The sequence below is a fragment of the Microbacterium sufflavum genome (assembly GCF_023101165.1).
GTDB lineage: Bacteria > Actinomycetota > Actinomycetes > Actinomycetales > Microbacteriaceae > Microbacterium > Microbacterium sufflavum.
Window position 1 is genome coordinate 1,412,131 of sequence record NZ_CP078076.1, and the last position, 15,988, is coordinate 1,428,118.

The window sequence follows — 15,988 nt, forward strand, 5'->3', positions numbered from 1 at the left end:
TCCGTTCGTCCCGTGGCGGGATCGAAAACGCCCCCCCGGGCCGGTTCGGGGGTGCGTTCTCGATCCCGCCTCCGCCCGCCCCCCGCGTTCGGTCGGTGGCGGGATCGAAAACGCCCCCCCGGGGGCGTCCGGAGGTGCGTTTTCGATCCCCGAGCCGGGGTGGGTGGGTGGGTGGAGGAGGGGGAGAGGGGTTACTTCGCGAGGAAGTCCTTCAGGGCGGCGTTGACCTCGTCGGCGTGGGTCCAGAGCAGGCCGTGCGGCGCGCCCTCGACCTCGATGTACGTCGCCTCGGGGACGGCCTGGTGGAAGCGGCGGGCGGTCGCGTCGATCGGCAGGATGTTGTCCTTCGTGCCGTGCAGGATGAGCGTGGGCTTGCCGGCCGCGCGCACGGCCTCGACGTCGCCGCGGAAGTCCTCGATCCACGTCGGCACGACCGCGTAGGCGGCGACCGGGGCGCTGGTGACCGAGAGGTTCCAGTTGGCGTCGACGACCTGCTGGCTGATGCGGGTGCCGAGGTTCTCGTCGAGGTTGTAGAAGTTCTTGTAGAACTCGGTGAACCAGGCGTAGCGGTCGCCCTTGGCGGCGGCCTCGATCCCGTCGAACACGTCCTGCGGCACGCCCTCGGGGTTGTCGTCGCGCTGCACGAGGAACGGCTCGAGCGAGGCGAGGAAGGCGAGCTTGGCGACGCGCTCGTGCCCGTAGCGGCCGACGTAGCGGGCGAGCTCGCCGGTGCCCATCGAGAAGCCGACGAGCACGACGTCGCGCAGGTCGAGGGTCTCGAGAACGGTGTTGAGGTCGGCGGCGAAGGTGTCGTAGTCGTAACCGCTGCCCACCTTGGAGGACTGGCCGAAGCCGCGGCGGTCGTACGTGATCACGCGGTAGCCCTGGGCGAGCAGCTCACGCGTCTGGCGCTCCCAGCTGTGTCCGTTGAGCGGGTAGCCGTGGATCAGCACGACGGGCTGCCCGGATCCCTGGTCCTCGTAGTACAGCTCGATCGGGGTGCTGTTCTCGTTCCCGACGGTGATGTAGCACATGATCCTGGTCCTTTCGGTTCCGGTGAGAACGATCGTTCTCGCTCGATGTGTCCAATCTAGAGAACGAGCGTTCTCATGTCAAGTAGACTTCTGCACATGACCGAAGACGACGCTCGCGAGTGCATCCTCTCCGCCGCGGAGGAGCTCTACTACCGCAAGGGATACGCGGCCGTCGGCATGGACGAGCTGCGCACGGCCGCCGGCGTGTCGCTGCGTCGCCTCTACTCGCTCTTCCCCGCCAAGACCGATATCGTCTCGGCGGTCCTCGCCCGCAGGCACACCGAATGGGAGTCGGGTCTCTCCGCCGCTGTCGCCGCCGCGGGCGACGGGCCCCGCGCGCGGCTGCTCGCCGTCTACGGCTACCTGGAGGACTGGTTCTGCAGCGACGGCTTCCGCGGCTGCGCGTTCATCAACGCATTCGGCGAGCTCGGCGGGACGAACCCCGAGGTCGCCTCCATCGTCCGCGCGCACAAGGCCTCGTTCCAGGAGTACATGGCCGCGCTGGTCGCGGACACCGGTGCCCCGGCCACGCTGGCCGCCCAGCTCTCGATCCTCGCCGAGGGGGCGCAGAGCACCGCGGCGATCTCGGCCGACCCCCAGGCGGCGGTGCACGCGCGCCGGGCAGCCGAGGTGCTCATCGACGCGGCGTTCGCCACCGCCTGAGCTTCGGCACCTCTCGTCAGGTGTCGTCGTCGGCCGCCCGCCGAGCCGCCGTATCCCAGGCCTCGCGCACGCCCCGCAGGTGCTGCTCCGGCTGGAACGGGTGCGACGCCGTCACGGTGCGCAGCGAGCGCTCGACCACGATCCCGGGGTGATGCACGAGCTCGCGCAGCATCGCCGCCATGCCCTTCGCATCGGGTGAGCCGCACAGGATCCCCGCCTCGGCCAGGCCCTCCCGCAGCCGAGGGTCGACGTACAGCACGCTCCGCGCCGCCCGGAACGCCTCCGCGACCACGACCGGCTGCGGGTCGAGCCCGAACGACGTGACGGCCAGCAGGTGCGAGTCGCGCAGCAGGGGCTGGATGCTCTCCGGCTCGACGCGACCGAGGAACTGGATGCTGCTCCCGCCGTCTGGCGCCGCGGTCCCCGCGACCTCGCGCGCCTCGGCGTACAGCGGCCCGTCTCCCGCGATCCGCGCCACGAGCGACCCCGGCGGCAGGTCCTCCCCGGCCCGTCGCACCGCGCGCACGAACTCCAGGATCCCCGACTCGAGGGTGAGCCGGCCCACCCACAGCACCTGCAGCGGCAGCTCGACCGCCTGGAGCGGCACCCCGGGGATCGCGCGCGGTGGCATCGGGTTCGGCACCACCTCCACCTCCGGCAGCCCGGCGATCCGCAGGGCCTCGGCCTGATGCGCCGAGGGCGAGATCACGGCGTCGGCCTCCAGTGCGGCGTCGAGCGTGACGCTGCGCACCGCGGCATCGATCGCGCGCGGGGTGTCGGCGAGGGCGGTGCGAGGAGGCCGTCCGCGCAGCACGCGGGCCAGTCCGCGGACGGCCGCCGCCGCGACCCGGTCGAATCGTCGCAGGTCCGGTCCCTGCCAGAAGAAGGTGTGCACCGTGTGGACGACGGGGATGCCCTGCTCCTGGGCCACCCGGATCGCCGCGGCGGTGAGGCCGAACTCCGAGTGCACGTGCACCACGTCGATCGACCGCTCCCGGAACAGGCGCCGCAGCCGCGCTCGCAGGGCACGACTGTTGCGGATCGCCGGCATCTCGACGCCCGGGATGACCCACGCGGCGGCCATCAGGATCGGTGCCTCCCCCGGCGGCACGGGGCGTGGCGCGCTCCCCGGCTGCGCGGCGCCGATGACCACCACCTCGTCGCCCGCGGAGCGCAGCAGCTCCGCCTCGCGCAGGACGACGGCCTGCGCATCTCCGATGCGGTCGAGTGCGTAGTCGCAGACGAGTGCGATCCTCACGGCGGTCACCCCCAGGTCGTGCGGAACAGAGTGCTGTCAAACGTAACATCTTACCCGCCGGGTGAATGACGCGAGGTGGCACAAGTCTCTTACCTGGTTAGCGATCGGCGGCGGGGCTGTCAAGGGCACTGCGGCGGCGGTGCCGTCACCCTAGAGTCCCGGCATGGAGACTTCGACGAAAGGCATCCTCCGCCAGAGCCTGGTGATCGCGGCGGCCGTGTTCATGCTGATCGCCGCCGCCATCGGTGCCGGCGCGTTCGGCGGCACCTCGGTCGACGAACTGCAGAACGGTGCGCTGTCTGCTCAGGGCTCGTATCTCGCGCCCGCCGGACCGGCGTTCTCGATCTGGTCGCTCATCTACCTCGGCCTGCTCGCCTACACGGCGTGGCAGGCCCTCCCCGCCCGCCGCCAGGACCCCCGGCAGGAGGCCGTCGGCGGCTGGATCGCCCTGTCGATGGTGCTCAACGGCCTGTGGCTCGTGACCGCCCGCTACCTCACGCTGTGGCTCACGGTGCTCGTGATCGCGCTGCTGCTCGCCGTGCTCGCGCGTGTGATCGTGCTGCTGGGAAGATTCCCCGCCCGCAGCGCCGTCGACCGCGTGCTCACCGACGGCGCCAACGGGCTCCACTTCGGCTGGGTCACGATCGCCACCGTCGCCAACACCGCCGCCTGGCTCACGCAGACCGTCCCGGAGAGCGCGGAGCAGCAGGCGGAGGTGTGGGCCATCGCGGTGCTCGCCGTGGTGCTGCTCATCGGTGCCGCGAGCGCGTGGTTCACCGGGCGTCTCGCGCCCGCCCTCGCCACCGCGTGGGGGCTCGCCTGGCTCGCGGTCGGTCGTCTGACCGGCGAGCCGCAGAGCACGCCGACCGCCATCGCCGCGATCGTGGTGGCCGCGGTCCTGTTGCTCGTGGGGGTCGTGGCCGTCGTGCGCCGGCGTCGAGTGACCCCGCCGACCCTCGCGCCTCAGAGCACCAGCCGGTAGCCCATGCCCGCCTCGGTCAGCAGGTGCACGGGCGAGGAGGGCTCGCTCTCGAGCTTCTTGCGCAACTGCGACATGTACAGGCGCAGGTAGCCGGAATCGGACACCTGCGCGCTGCCCCAGATCTCCTTCAGCAGATCCTGCCGGGTGACCAGCGCCCCCGGGTGCCGTGCCAGGTGCTCCAGCATGCGCCACTCGGTCGGCGTCAGGTGCACGCGGGTACCGGAGCGGGTGACCGTCTTGGTCGCCAGATCCACCACCACGTCGCCGAAGGCCACGACCGACTCGCCGTTGGCGGCCACCGCGCGGCGGGAGAGCGCCCGCAGTCGCGCCAGCAGCTCGTCCACCTGGAACGGCTTGGTGACGAAGTCGTCGGCCCCGGCGTCGAGCGCCTCGACCTTGTCGGCGGAACCCGTGCGACCGGAGACGACGATGATCGGCACGGTCGTCCACCCCCGCAGCGCCTGGATCACCTCGATGCCGTCGAGCCGCGGCATCCCGAGGTCGAGCATGATGAGGTCGGGGTGCGACTGCGCCGCGGCGGCGATCGCGGCGGCGCCGTCCGCGGCGACGACCACCTCGTAGCCGTGCGCGGCGAGCGTGATGCGCAGCGCCCGCACCATCTGGGGGTCGTCGTCGGCGATGAGGAGCTTCACTCCGTGCCCTCCGTGTCGGCAGGCCCTGCGGCGAGCGGCAGGGAGATGACCATCGTGAGTCCGCCACCCGGCGTGTCCTCGGGTGTCAGGGTACCGCCCATGCCCTCGGTGAACCCGCGCGACAGCGCGAGCCCGAGGCCGAGGCCGGTCGTGTTGTCGGTGTCGCCGAAGCGCTGGAACGGCTGGAAGATGCGGTCGCGGCGCTCGGGCGCCACACCCGCGCCCCGGTCGACGATGCGGATCTCCGCGCGCTCACCCAGACGGCTGGTGGTGACCAGCACCCGGCTGCCCTCGGGGGCGTGACGGTGGGCGTTCGCGATCACATTCACCAGCACGCGCTGCAGCAGCACCGGGTCGGCGAACAGCGCGGGCAGGGCGGGGTCGAGCGCGAGGTCGACCTCGGACGGCCCGAGACCGAGCTCGTCGACCGCCGCGAGCACGGGACCGGCCGCGTCCACGCGCGAGGCCGAGACCGCGAGCACGCCCGCCTCCACCCGGCTCACGTCGAGCAGGTCGGTCACCAGGGTCGACAGGGTCGCGAGGCTCTCGTCGGCGGTGGCGAGGAGCTCCGCGCGGTCGGTCGCCGACAGGCCCTGCGCGGTCCGGAGACCGCCGATCGCCGCGACCGCCGACGCCAGGGGCCGGCGCAGGTCGTGGCTCACCGCCGAGAGCAGGGCGCTGCGCACCTGGTCGGTCTCGGCCAGCGCCTCCGCCTCGCGCGCGGTCGCCCGCAGGTCGGTGTGCTCGATCGCCGCGGCGAGCTGCGCCACGATCGCGTCGAGCAGCCGGCGCTCCGGACCCGCGAGGGGCTCGCCGTTCAGCTCCAGCAGGGCGCGGGGCCCGCCGCCGGCCGCCCCCACGGGGATGGTCGTGGCGCGGCCGTCCGGCACCGGCTCGCCGTCGCTGGCGAGCACCTGCCCGTCGGGCGTGAGCAGCCGGACGCCGCTGAGCCCGAAGGCCTCCCTGGTGCGGCTCACGAGCGCGAGCACGGCGTTGTCGCCGCGGAGCACGTTGCCCGCGACCGCCGCCAGCAGCTCCGCCTCGGCCGTCGCGCGCTGCGCCGTCCTCGCCCGGCGGGCGGCCTGATCCACGATGATGCTCACCAGGATCGCGATGACCACGTAGAGCGAGAGCGCGAGGGCGTGCAGCGGATGCGCGATCGTGATCGTGAACAGCGGCGCCACGAAGAGGAAGTCGAGCGTGATGCCCGACAGCACGGCGGCGAACACCGCGGGGCGGATGCCGCCGATCAGCGCCACCACGACCACGAGCAGCTGATACGCGAGCACCTCGGCGGTGATCGACTCCGGGCTGCGGAAGGTGAACATGAGCCACGACAGCAGGGGGCCGAACACGAGCGCGACGCCGAAACCGAGCGCCTGGCGCCGCCACCCCAGCGCCCCGCCGGTGATGCGGGGCAGCGCGAGTCGCCCGCCCGCGGCCGCGTGGGTCACGATGTGCACGTCGATGTCGCCCGAACGCCGGATCACCTCGGAGCCGATGCCCGGTCCGGTCAGCGCGGCCGTCAGGCGGCCGCGGCGGCTCACCCCGATCACGAGCTGCGTGGCGTCGGCACCCTGCGCGAACTCCACGAGCGTGCCGGGGATGTCGTCGCCGACCACCTGGTGATACGTACCGCCGAGCGACTCCACGAGCGCGCGCTGAGCAGCCAGGGCGCCCGGGGTCTCGCCGCGCAGGCCGTCCTGGGCGGTCACGTGCACCGCGAGCAGCTCGCCCCCGGCCGACCGTGCCGCGATGCGGGCTCCGCGGCGCAGCAGTGTCTCGCCCTCCGGACCACCCGTCAGCGCGACGACCACCCGCTCGCGCGCCTGCCAGGAGCCTTCGATGCCCTGCTCGGCGCGGTAGCTGCGCAGCGCGCTGTCGACCTCGTCGGCGAGCCACAGCAGTGCGAGTTCGCGCAGCGCGGTGAGGTTGCCCAGACGGAAGTAGTTCGACAGCGCCGCGTCGATCCGCTCCGCGGGATACACCAGGCCCGCCGACAGCCGGTCGCGCAGGGTCTGCGGGGCGAGGTCGACCACCTCGACCTCGTCGGCTGCGCGCACCACGGCATCCGGGATGGTCTCCTGCTGCGCGATGCCGGTGATCTTCTCCACCACGGCGTTCAGCGACTCGATGTGCTGCACGTTGACCGTGGTCACCACGTCGATGCCCGCCCGCAGCAGCTCCTCCACGTCCTGCCAGCGCTTGGGGTGGCGCGAGCCGGGGATGTTCGTGTGCGCGAGCTCGTCGACCAGGGCGATCTCCGGTGCGCGGTCGAGCACGGCGTCCAGGTCGAGCTCGGTCAGCACCACCCCGCGGTGCTCGTCCACGCGTCGCGGAACCTCGGGGAGCCCGGCGGTGAGGGCCGCGGTGGCCGCCCGGCCGTGGGTCTCCACGACCGCGATCACCACGTCGCGGCCCTCGTCGAAGAGGCGCCGCCCCTCCGCGAGCATCTCGAACGTCTTGCCCACCCCGGGGGCGGCGCCCAGGAGCACGCGCAGGCGCCCCCGGCGCTGGTGCTCCGGCGGGCGATCCGTGCGCGCTGCGCTCATTCACCCTCCCGGTCGTCCAGTGCGAGGTTGAGTTCGGCGACGTTGATCCGCTCCTCGCCGAGGAACCCCAGGTCCCGCCCTTGAATCCTAGACTCCACGAGCGCACGCACCTCGTCCTCGGGCAGGTCGCGCGCGGCGGCCACCCGCGGCACCTGCAGCAGGGCATAGGCGACGCTGATGTGCGGGTCGAGACCGGAGCCGGAGGCGGTCACGGCGTCGGCGGGCACCAGGGACGGGTCGACACCCTCGCGCTCCGCGACCTCGGCCGTGCGCTCGGCGATCGTCGCGACCAGGTCGGGGTTCTCCGGTCCGAGGTTGCTGCCGCCCGAGGCGGTGCCGTCGTAGCCGTCGCCCGCCGCGGACGGGCGCGACTGGAAGTACTGCGGCAGGGCCTCGCCGTCGGCGTCGGTGAAGGACTGTCCGATCAGGGCGCTGCCGCGGTCGTCGGGCAGCATCGAGCCGTTCGCCTGTGCGGGGAGCAGCAGCTGGCCGATGCCGGTGACGAGCAGGGTGTAGCCGACGCCGAGGACGAGGGTGAGCACGAGCATCGCGCGGACGGCGACCCCGGCGGTGCGCATCGTGGTGCGGGTGGTGGAGGACATGGTGTGCCTTTCGCGCGAGGGTCAGAAGCCGGGGAGGAGGCTCACGACGAGGTCGATGAGCTTGATGCCGAGGAACGGCGCGATCACGCCGCCGAGGCCGTAGACGAGCAGGTTGCGCTGCAGGATCTGCGAGGCGCTCGCGGGGCGGTATGCCACCCCGCGCAGGGCCAGCGGGATGAGGAAGACGATCACGATCGCGTTGAAGATGATCGCGCTCGTGACAGCAGACGCGGGCGAGTGCAGCTGCATGATGTTGAGCGCCGCGAGTCCCGGGAACACCCCCATGAACATCGCCGGGATGATCGCGAAGTACTTGGCGATGTCGTTCGCGAGCGAGAACGTGGTCAGCGCGCCGCGCGTGATGAGGAGCTGCTTGCCGATCCGCACGATGTCGATGAGCTTGGTCGGGTCGGAGTCGAGGTCGACCATGTTCCCCGCCTCCTTCGCCGCCGACGTGCCCGTGTTCATCGCCACGCCCACGTCCGCCTGCGCGAGGGCAGGGGCGTCGTTGGTGCCGTCGCCGGTCATCGCGACCAGCCGCCCGCCCTGCTGCTCGCGGCGGATCAGATCGAGCTTGTCCTCGGGGGTGGCCTCGGCGAGGAAGTCGTCGACCCCGGCCTCCGCGGCGATGGCCTGCGCGGTGAGTGGGTTGTCGCCGGTGATCATGACCGTGCGGATGCCCATGCTGCGCAGCTCGTCGAAGCGCTCGCGCAGGCCGTCCTTCACGATGTCCTTGAGGTGCACGACGCCCAGCACGCGCCCGTCCTCGCCGGTGGCGCGCACCGCCACGACCAGGGGTGTGCCGCCGCTGCTCGCGACACCGTCGGTGAGGGAGGTCAGCTCGGCGTCGGTCCCGCGGCCCAGCCAGGCCGACACCGCGGAGCCGGCGCCCTTGCGGATCTCGGTGCCGTCGGAGAGGTCGAGTCCGCTCATGCGGGTCTGCGCGGTGAACGGCACGACCACGGCGTCCTCCGGCGCCTCCACCCGGAGGCCGCGTGCGGTGGCCAGTTCGACGATCGAGGCGCCCTCGGGCGTGGGGTCGGCCAGGGACGACAGGGCGGCGACCCGCAGCAGCTCCTCCGCGTCGACGCCCGTCAGCGGCAGCACCTCGTGCGCGCGCCGGTTGCCGTACGTGATCGTGCCCGTCTTGTCGAGCAGCAGCGTGGTCACGTCTCCCGCGGCCTCGACCGCGCGGCCCGACATCGCCAGCACGTTGCGCTGCACGAGGCGGTCCATCCCGGCGATGCCGATGGCCGACAGCAGCGCGCCGATGGTGGTCGGGATCAGGCAGACGAGCAGAGCGATCAGCACCGGGATGCTTACCGGGGAGGCGGCGTACGAGGCGATCGGGTTCAGCGCCAGCACCACCACGACGAACACGATCGACAGGCTCGCGAGCAGGATGTTCAACGCGATCTCGTTCGGGGTGCGCTGACGGCTCGCGCCCTCGACCAGCGCGATCATCCGGTCGACGAAGGTCTCGCCGGGCTTCGACGTGATGCGCACCACGATGCGGTCCGACAGCACCCGGGTGCCGCCGGTGACGGCGCTGCGGTCGCCGCCGGACTCGCGGATCACCGGGGCGCTCTCGCCCGTGATCGCCGACTCGTCGACGGTCGCGATCCCCGCCACGATGTCGCCGTCGCCCGGGATCAGCTCGCCCGCGGTCACGATCACGACGTCGTCGCGCTGCAGCTCCGCCGACGACACCTCCACGGTCTCGGCGCGCTCGGCCGCGGGATCCGCCGCGGGATCGTGGCGCACCACGCGGCGGGCCATCGTGCTGGTGCGGGTCTTGCGCAGGCTCGCGGCCTGCGCCTTGCCCCGGCCCTCCGCGACCGACTCGGCCACGTTCGCGAACAGCACCGTGAGCCACAGCCACACCGCGATGCCCCACGTGAACGCGAGGGGAACGGGCGAGCCACCGGAGTCGGCCGGTCCGCCCAGGAAGGGCTCCGCGATCGCGAGCACGGTCGTGAAGGCCGCACCCACCCAGACGAGCAGCATCACGGGGTTGCGCACGAGCGTGGCGGGGTTGAGCTTGCGGACGGCGCCGGGCAGCGCCTGCACGAGCTGCGACCAGCCGAACGACCGCGGTGTCGCAGCGGGGGCGGAGGCCGTGGCGCTCTCGGGCGCGGACGGCGTGGTGAGGAGGGTCATGTCAGAGTCCTTCGGCGAGCGGTCCCAGTGCGAGCACGGGGAAGTAGGTGAGGGCGGTGACCACGACGGTCACCGTGAGGAGCAGGCCGACGAACTGCGGCCGGTGGGTGGGCAGGGTCCCGGTCGTGGCGGGGATGCGCTCCTGCGCCGCGAACGACCCGGCGAGCGCGAGCACCAGCACGATCGGCAGGAAGCGGCCGAGCAGCATCGCCACGCCCAGGGCCGTGTTGAACCACGGGGTGTTCGCGGTGAGCCCGGCGAAGGCGGAGCCGTTGTTGTTCGCGGCCGAGGTGAAGGCGTACAGCACCTCGCTCATGCCGTGCACGCCCGGGTTGAGGATGCTCGTGGACTCCACGTCGTCCCGGATGCCGGGGATCGCGAAGCTCAGGGCCGTGCCGCCGAGGACGAGCACCGGGACCACGAGGATGTACAGGCTCGCGAGCGTCATCTCCCGCGGGCCGATGCGCTTGCCGAGCCACTCCGGCGTGCGGCCGACCAGCAGCCCGCCCACGAAGACCGCGACGATCGCGAGCACCAGCATGCCGTACAGCCCCGAGCCCACCCCGCCGGGGGCGACCTCGCCGAGCATCATGTTCAGCATCGGCATCATGCCGCCGAGCGCCGTGTACGAGTCGTGCATCGAGTTGACGGCGCCCGTCGAGGTGAGCGTGCTGGCACTGCCGAACAGCGTCGAACCGAGGATCCCGAAGCGCAGCTCCTTGCCCTCCATCGCGGCTCCCGCGAGCTCGGGTGCGGCGCCCCGGCCGGCGAGCTCCAGTGCCGAGAGGGCGACCGTCGAGGCGAGGAAGATCGTGCCCATCACGGCGACGATCGCGTAGCCCTGGCGGTGGTCGCCCACCAGGCGGCCGTACGTGCGGGGCAGCGCGAACGGGATCACCAGGATCAGCAGCACCTCGATCAGGTTCGTCCACCCGGTGGGGTTCTCGAACGGGTGGGCGGAGTTCGCGTTGAAGAAGCCGCCGCCGTTCGTGCCGAGCAGCTTGATGGCCTCCTGCGACGCGACGGGTCCGCCGGGGATCGTCTGCGCGCCCCCGGACACCGTGGTCACGTCGGTGAAGCCTGCGAAGTTCTGGATCACGCCGCCGGCCAGCAGGGCGACCGCGCCGATCAGGGCGAGCGGCAGCAGCAGCCGCCCGAGCCCGCGGGTCAGGTCGACCCAGAAGTTGCCGATCGTCGCGGAGCCGCGGCGGGACAGACCCCGCACCAGCGCGATCGCGACCGTGAGGCCGACCGCCGCCGACACGAAGTTCTGCACCGTGAGGCCGGCCAGCTGCACGGTGTAGCCCATGGTCTGCTCGGGCGAGTACGACTGCCAGTTCGTGTTCGCGACGAACGACGCGGCCGTGTTGAACGCGAGGCCCTCGGGCACGGCGGGGAGCCCGAGCGACTCCGGCAGGAACGCCTGCAGCCGCTGCAGCGCGTAGACGAGCACGAGCCCCACGAGCGAGAACAGCAGCACGCTCCGGGCGTACGCGCGCCAGGTCTGCTCCGAGCGCGGGTCGACCCCGATCACGCGGTACAGCCCACGCTCCACCCGCAGGTCCTTCGCGGAAGTGTAGACGTGGGCGATGTAGTCGCCGAGGGGGCGGTAGAGCAGCACGAGCACGACCACGACGGCCGCGACCTGGAGCACCCCGAACAGGATCGTCGCGTCCATCAGAACCGCTCCGGGGCGACCAGGGCGACGACGAGGTACACGATCGCGGCGACGGCCAGCACCGCGGCGATGATCTCGAACACGATCATGCGCGGTCCACCGCCTTCGCGACGAGGGACACGAGGGCGAACAGCGCGAGGGTCAGCGCGAGGTAGATGATGTCGAGCACGACCCCGATCCAACTCCCGGGCGTCGCCGCCTCCGTCGATCCTCACGGTTCCCCTACGCCACGTCCGCCGATGCATGCGGCTTTCTCACGCCCGGCCCTATGCTCGCGAGGTGGGGACGCGCGGACACCGGATCAGGCCAGGGGCCGTGCTGGTGCTCGCCCTCGTCGCGGTCGCGGCGGTCTGCGTCGTCACCGGGTTCCTGCCGAGCGACGACGCCGAGGCGCTCGGGCTGCGGACCGCTCCGGTGCTGGGCTTCGTCGTTGCGATCACGATCGTCGCGGAGCTCGCGCGGGACGCGGCGGTGTTCGACGTGGTCTCGCAGCGGCTCGCCCGGTGGGGTCGGGGCAGGGTGGCGCTGCTGTGGCTGCTCGTGATCGCGCTCGCGGTGGTGAGCACGGTCTTCCTGTCGCTCGACACGACGGCGGTGATCGTCACGCCCGTGGTGGTGGTGCTCGCGCAGAGCATCGGTGTCCCGCCGATCCCGTTCGCGCTGGCGACCGTCTGGCTCGCGAACACGGCCTCGCTGGCCCTCCCGGTGTCGAACCTCACGAACCTGCTCGCGGCGCGGCAGATCGGCGACGGGCCCGCCGCGTTCGTCGCGCTGAGCTGGGCGCCGACCCTCGTCGGCATCCTCGTCCCCGTGCTGCTGCTCACCCTCGTGCACCGGCGCACCGTGTTCTCGCGCTACCGCACGCCCCCGCCCCGGCGCCCCGCCGATCCGGTGCTGTTCTGGACCGCGACGGGCGTGCTCGTGGTGCTCATGCCCGCGCTCGCCCTGAGCCACGACGTGTGGATCCCGGCGACGGTCGCCGCGGTCGCGCTCGTGGCGGTGTTCGCGGTGCGGCGGCGCAGGGCTCTGCGGTGGGGACTGGTGCCCTGGCAGGCGGTCGCGCTGGCCGCCGCGCTGTTCGTGCTGGTGGAGACGCTGCACGCGCGGGGTGCGCTCGACGTGCTCACCGCGCCGATCGCGGGCGACGGGTTCGGTGACCTCCTGCGGCTCGCGGCGCTCGGTGCCGTGAGCGCCAACGCCATCAACAACCTTCCCGCCTACCTCGTGCTCGAGCCCGCGGCGGGCGACCCCGTCGCGCTCATGGCGCTGCTGATCGGCGTGAACCTCGGCCCGCTGATCACGCCGTGGGCCTCGCTCGCGACGCTGCTGTGGCACCACCGCATCACCGCGCTCGGCGTGGAGATCCGCTGGAGCCGCTTCATGCTGTGGGGGACGGTGGCGGCGGTGCCCACGGTGATCGCCGCGGTCGCCGTGCTGGCCCTCGTCGCCGGCTAGTGCCGGGGGTCAGCTCCCTACCGGCCACTCCTCGGCGAGCAGACCGTAGTTCATGCCGTCGAGCCACTCGCCCGAGCGGTGCAGGGCGGTCTTGCGGCTGTGCTCCTCCCGGCGCATGCCGAGCCGCTCCATGAGCCGCCAGGAGGGCTCGTTGTCGGCGAAGCAGCCGGCGTGCACGCGGCGCAGGCCGAGCGGGCCGAAGCACACCTCGATCGCCGCCCGCACCGCCTCGGTCGCATAGCCGCGGCCTGTGGAGGCGGGGTCGAGCACCCAGCCGAGCTCGGCCTCCACGCCCTTGGCGCGCTCGGCGACCTCGAGCTGCGCCCAGGCGTCTTCGATGCGGATCATGAGGTCGCCGATGGGGGTGGGGGCGTCACCCTCGTGCTCGGGCAGGCGCTCGATCAGGTACAGCGACGCCAGTCGGGCGGGCTCGAGGTGGCGCTCGCGGAACGCCTCGATCGTGTCGGGCGCGAGGCCCAGCCAGCGGTTCACCTCGGGCAGGCGTCGCCACTCCCACATCGCGTCGAGGTCGTCGAGGGTGCACGGACGCAGTTGCAGCCGGGGGGTGCGGACGGGCCAGGGAACGCCTTCGGTCATGCCCTCAGCCTAGGGCGGGCTCCGCGCCGCGCGGCCCCGGACTGCCGGGTGCGTACGGCGAGGGCCGCGCAGGCGATCACGGCCAGTCCTCCCGCGACCGTGGGCCAGCCGATCTGCTCGTGCAGCAGCAACCCCGCCCACGCGATACCCATCACCGGCTGCACGAGCTGGATCTGGCTCACCTGCGCCATCGGCCCGATCGCGAGTCCGCGGTACCAGGCGAAGAAGCCGAGGAACATGCTGACCGCGGCGAGATAGGCGAACGCGAGCCACTGCACGGGTGTCGCGGCGGGCGGCTGCGCGACGGCGGCGACGACGGCGAGCGCGGCCATCGGGGGAGCGGCGAGCACGAGCGCCCAGGAGATCGTCTGCCACGACCCGAGCTCGCGCGCGAGCAGGCCGCCCTCCGCGTAGCCGACGGCCGCGGCGAGCACGGCCCCGAAGAGCAGCAGGTCGGCGACGTGGAGGGTGCCGAGTCCCCCGCCCTGCAGGGCAGCGAAGCCGACCGCGGCCAGGGCGCCCACGGCCGCGAAGGCCCAGAACGACCGCGCCGGCCTCTCTCCGGTGCGCACCACGACGGCGACGGCGGTGGCGGCCGGGAGCAGGCCGATCACCACCGCGGCGTGACTCGCGGGGGCCGTGGTGAGCGCGAACGAGGTCAGGAGCGGGAACCCGGCGATCACTCCGCCCGCGACGACCGCGAGCCGTGCCCACTGCCGGGCGGAGGGCGGCGAGGCGCGGAACGCGGCGAGCACGATCGCGGCGAGGACGGCGGCGACCACGGCCCGGGCCGAACCGATGAACAGGGGCGACAACCCGCCGATCGCGACGCGGGTGAAGGGCAGCGTGAACGAGAAGGCGATGACCCCGAGGAGCCCCCAGGCTGGTCCTGCATATCTGGATAGCGCTGTCGAACGAAGGGCAGTAGCGCTACTCTGTTCTCTCATGGGTCAGGATAGCACCGAGCGCATCGTCCGTGGACTGCGGGCCTGGGTGGCGTCGGCCGCACCCGGTGCCCGGCTCCCGTCCAGTCGCGCGCTCGTCGCCGAGTACGGGGCGAGCCCGGTCACGGTGCAGCGCGCCGTGCAGCAGCTCGCGCGCAGCGGTCTGATCGACACGCGGCCGGGGGTCGGCACGTTCGTCCGGGCCGCGCGGGCCCCCAGAGCGCTGGACCACAGCTGGCAGACCGCCGCGCTCGGCCCCGCCCCCATGCGCTCCTCGGGTCTCTCCGCGACGCAGCGCACCGCCGCCCCGGACGTCATCGGCCTGCACTCGGGCTATCCCTCGCCCGAGCTGCTGCCGGAGCGCCTGGTCCGGCAGGCGCTCGTCCGGGCGTCGCGCACCCCCGCCGCGGTGACGCGCTCCCCGGCCGCCGGTCTCCCCGAGCTCCAGGCATGGTTCGCCGCGGAGCTGGCGGCGACCGTCCCCTCCGGCATCGCGGCACCCTCACCCAGGGACGCACTGGTCGTGGCCGGCAGCCAGAGCGGTCTCAGTTCGATCTTCCGGGCCGTCGTGGGCACCGGGCGGCCGCTGCTGATCGAGTCGCCCACGTACTGGGGGGCGCTCCTGGCGGCGGAGCAGGCGGGGGTCGCACTGGTGCCGATCCCCTCCGGACCCGCCGGCCCCGACCCGGACGAGGTGGAGCGGGCGTTCGCGCGGACGGGAGCGCGGGCGTTCTACGCCCAGCCGACGTTCGCGAATCCGAGCGGCGCGCGCTGGTCGGCCGCGACGGGGGAGGCGGTGCTCGAGATCGTGCGGCGGCACGGGGCGTTCCTCATCGAGGACGACTGGGCGCACGACCTCGGCATCGACGCCGGCGCGCATCCCCTCGCCGCGGCCGACGACGACGGACACGTGGTGTACGTGCGCTCGCTCACCAAGAGCGTCTCGCCCGCGCTGCGCGTGGCGGCGGTGATCGCCCGCGGCCCGGCGCGTGAGCGGATCCTCGTGGACCGGGCTGCCGAGGGCATGTACGTGAGCGGGCTGCTGCAGGCCGCGGCGCTCGACGTGGTGACGCAGCCGGCCTGGCGCACGCACCTGCGCGGATTCCGCGAGCAGCTGCGCACGCGCCGTGACCTGCTGGTGTCGAGCCTCGCAGCGCACGCGCCCGGGGTGACGGTGGAGAACGTGCCGGCGGGCGGCCTGAACCTGTGGGCGCGGCTGCCGGAGGGGACGGACGTCGGCCGGGTCGTGCGGGAGTGCGAGCTCCGCGGCCTGCTCATCGCCCCGGGTGGCGAGTGGTTCCCGGCGGAGCCCGCTGGTGCGTACGTGCGACTCACCTACGCGAACGCCGATCCCTCCCGGTACGCCGAGGCCGCGGGCATCCTCGGCGCCGTCGTCGACTGGTCCTGATT

At 72.8% G+C, this 15,988-nt stretch carries 14 protein-coding genes; 4 read left to right on the forward strand and 10 right to left on the reverse strand.

Going from position 1 to position 15,988, the window contains the following annotated elements; all coding sequences use genetic code 11:
• Nucleotides 1-191: 191 nt before the first annotated feature.
• Nucleotides 192-1,034 carry an alpha/beta fold hydrolase gene (locus tag KV394_RS07010; protein WP_247982664.1) on the reverse strand — a complete coding sequence of 281 codons (843 nt, stop codon included), beginning with the start codon at nucleotides 1,032-1,034 and terminating at the stop codon, nucleotides 192-194.
• A gap of 96 nt (nucleotides 1,035-1,130) precedes the next feature.
• Between KV394_RS07010 and KV394_RS07015 the strand changes: the two genes are divergently transcribed.
• Complete coding sequence (locus KV394_RS07015; RefSeq protein ID WP_247982665.1) at nucleotides 1,131-1,697, forward strand: TetR/AcrR family transcriptional regulator; 567 nt, start codon at nucleotides 1,131-1,133, stop codon at nucleotides 1,695-1,697.
• Between the two features lie 16 nt (nucleotides 1,698-1,713).
• On the opposite strand, the gene KV394_RS07020 is transcribed toward KV394_RS07015, so the two are convergent.
• Nucleotides 1,714-2,955 (reverse strand): glycosyltransferase family 4 protein, encoded by a 1,242-nt coding sequence (locus KV394_RS07020; RefSeq protein WP_136032727.1) that lies wholly within the window; start codon nucleotides 2,953-2,955, stop codon nucleotides 1,714-1,716.
• Nucleotides 2,956-3,118: 163 nt separating this feature from the next.
• Between KV394_RS07020 and KV394_RS07025 the strand changes: the two genes are divergently transcribed.
• Nucleotides 3,119-3,937, forward strand: coding sequence for a tryptophan-rich sensory protein (locus KV394_RS07025; RefSeq protein WP_247982666.1), 819 nt, complete (start codon nucleotides 3,119-3,121; stop codon nucleotides 3,935-3,937).
• On the opposite strand, the gene KV394_RS07030 is transcribed toward KV394_RS07025, so the two are convergent.
• The 6 genes from KV394_RS07030 to KV394_RS07055 are packed head-to-tail and all read right to left on the reverse strand — an operon-like array spanning nucleotide 3,919 to nucleotide 11,671.
• Nucleotides 3,919-4,590, reverse strand: a complete 672-nt coding sequence (locus KV394_RS07030) for a response regulator (protein WP_136032732.1) — start codon at nucleotides 4,588-4,590, stop codon at nucleotides 3,919-3,921. The two genes, KV394_RS07025 and KV394_RS07030, sit on opposite strands and share 19 nt — an antisense overlap.
• Entirely contained in the window at nucleotides 4,587-7,142 is a 2,556-nt protein-coding gene (locus KV394_RS07035; RefSeq protein ID WP_247982667.1) for an ATP-binding protein, read from the reverse strand. Before KV394_RS07035 ends, KV394_RS07030 begins: the two co-directional genes overlap by 4 nt.
• The gene (gene kdpC / locus KV394_RS07040) at nucleotides 7,139-7,744 is read right to left on the reverse strand and encodes a potassium-transporting ATPase subunit KdpC (protein WP_247982668.1); all 606 of its coding nucleotides are present in this window, start codon (nucleotides 7,742-7,744) and stop codon (nucleotides 7,139-7,141) included. Before kdpC ends, KV394_RS07035 begins: the two co-directional genes overlap by 4 nt.
• 21 nt (nucleotides 7,745-7,765) lie before the next feature.
• Nucleotides 7,766-9,904, reverse strand: coding sequence for a potassium-transporting ATPase subunit KdpB (gene kdpB, locus KV394_RS07045; RefSeq protein ID WP_247982669.1), 2,139 nt, complete (start codon nucleotides 9,902-9,904; stop codon nucleotides 7,766-7,768).
• Between the two features lies 1 nt (nucleotide 9,905).
• On the reverse strand, nucleotides 9,906-11,582 hold the full coding sequence (kdpA, locus tag KV394_RS07050; protein WP_136045409.1) for a potassium-transporting ATPase subunit KdpA: 1,677 nt from the start codon (nucleotides 11,580-11,582) through the stop codon (nucleotides 9,906-9,908).
• Nucleotides 11,582-11,671: a potassium-transporting ATPase subunit F gene (locus KV394_RS07055; RefSeq protein ID WP_136032743.1), complete on the reverse strand. Its 90-nt coding sequence runs from the start codon at nucleotides 11,669-11,671 to the stop codon at nucleotides 11,582-11,584. Before KV394_RS07055 ends, kdpA begins: the two co-directional genes overlap by 1 nt.
• A gap of 190 nt (nucleotides 11,672-11,861) precedes the next feature.
• Between KV394_RS07055 and KV394_RS07060 the strand changes: the two genes are divergently transcribed.
• The gene (locus KV394_RS07060) at nucleotides 11,862-13,037 is read left to right on the forward strand and encodes an SLC13 family permease (RefSeq protein ID WP_247982670.1); all 1,176 of its coding nucleotides are present in this window, start codon (nucleotides 11,862-11,864) and stop codon (nucleotides 13,035-13,037) included.
• 9 nt (nucleotides 13,038-13,046) lie between these two features.
• On the opposite strand, the gene KV394_RS07065 is transcribed toward KV394_RS07060, so the two are convergent.
• Together KV394_RS07065 and KV394_RS07070 are read right to left on the reverse strand one after the other, a co-directional pair.
• Entirely contained in the window at nucleotides 13,047-13,634 is a 588-nt protein-coding gene (locus KV394_RS07065; RefSeq protein ID WP_247982671.1) for a GNAT family N-acetyltransferase, read from the reverse strand.
• Nucleotides 13,631-14,581 carry a DMT family transporter gene (locus tag KV394_RS07070; protein ID WP_247982672.1) on the reverse strand — a complete coding sequence of 317 codons (951 nt, stop codon included), beginning with the start codon at nucleotides 14,579-14,581 and terminating at the stop codon, nucleotides 13,631-13,633. Before KV394_RS07070 ends, KV394_RS07065 begins: the two co-directional genes overlap by 4 nt.
• Between KV394_RS07070 and KV394_RS07075 the strand changes: the two genes are divergently transcribed.
• Nucleotides 14,580-15,986 (forward strand): aminotransferase-like domain-containing protein, encoded by a 1,407-nt coding sequence (locus KV394_RS07075; RefSeq protein WP_247982673.1) that lies wholly within the window; start codon nucleotides 14,580-14,582, stop codon nucleotides 15,984-15,986. The two genes, KV394_RS07070 and KV394_RS07075, sit on opposite strands and share 2 nt — an antisense overlap.
• Nucleotides 15,987-15,988 lie beyond the last annotated feature (2 nt).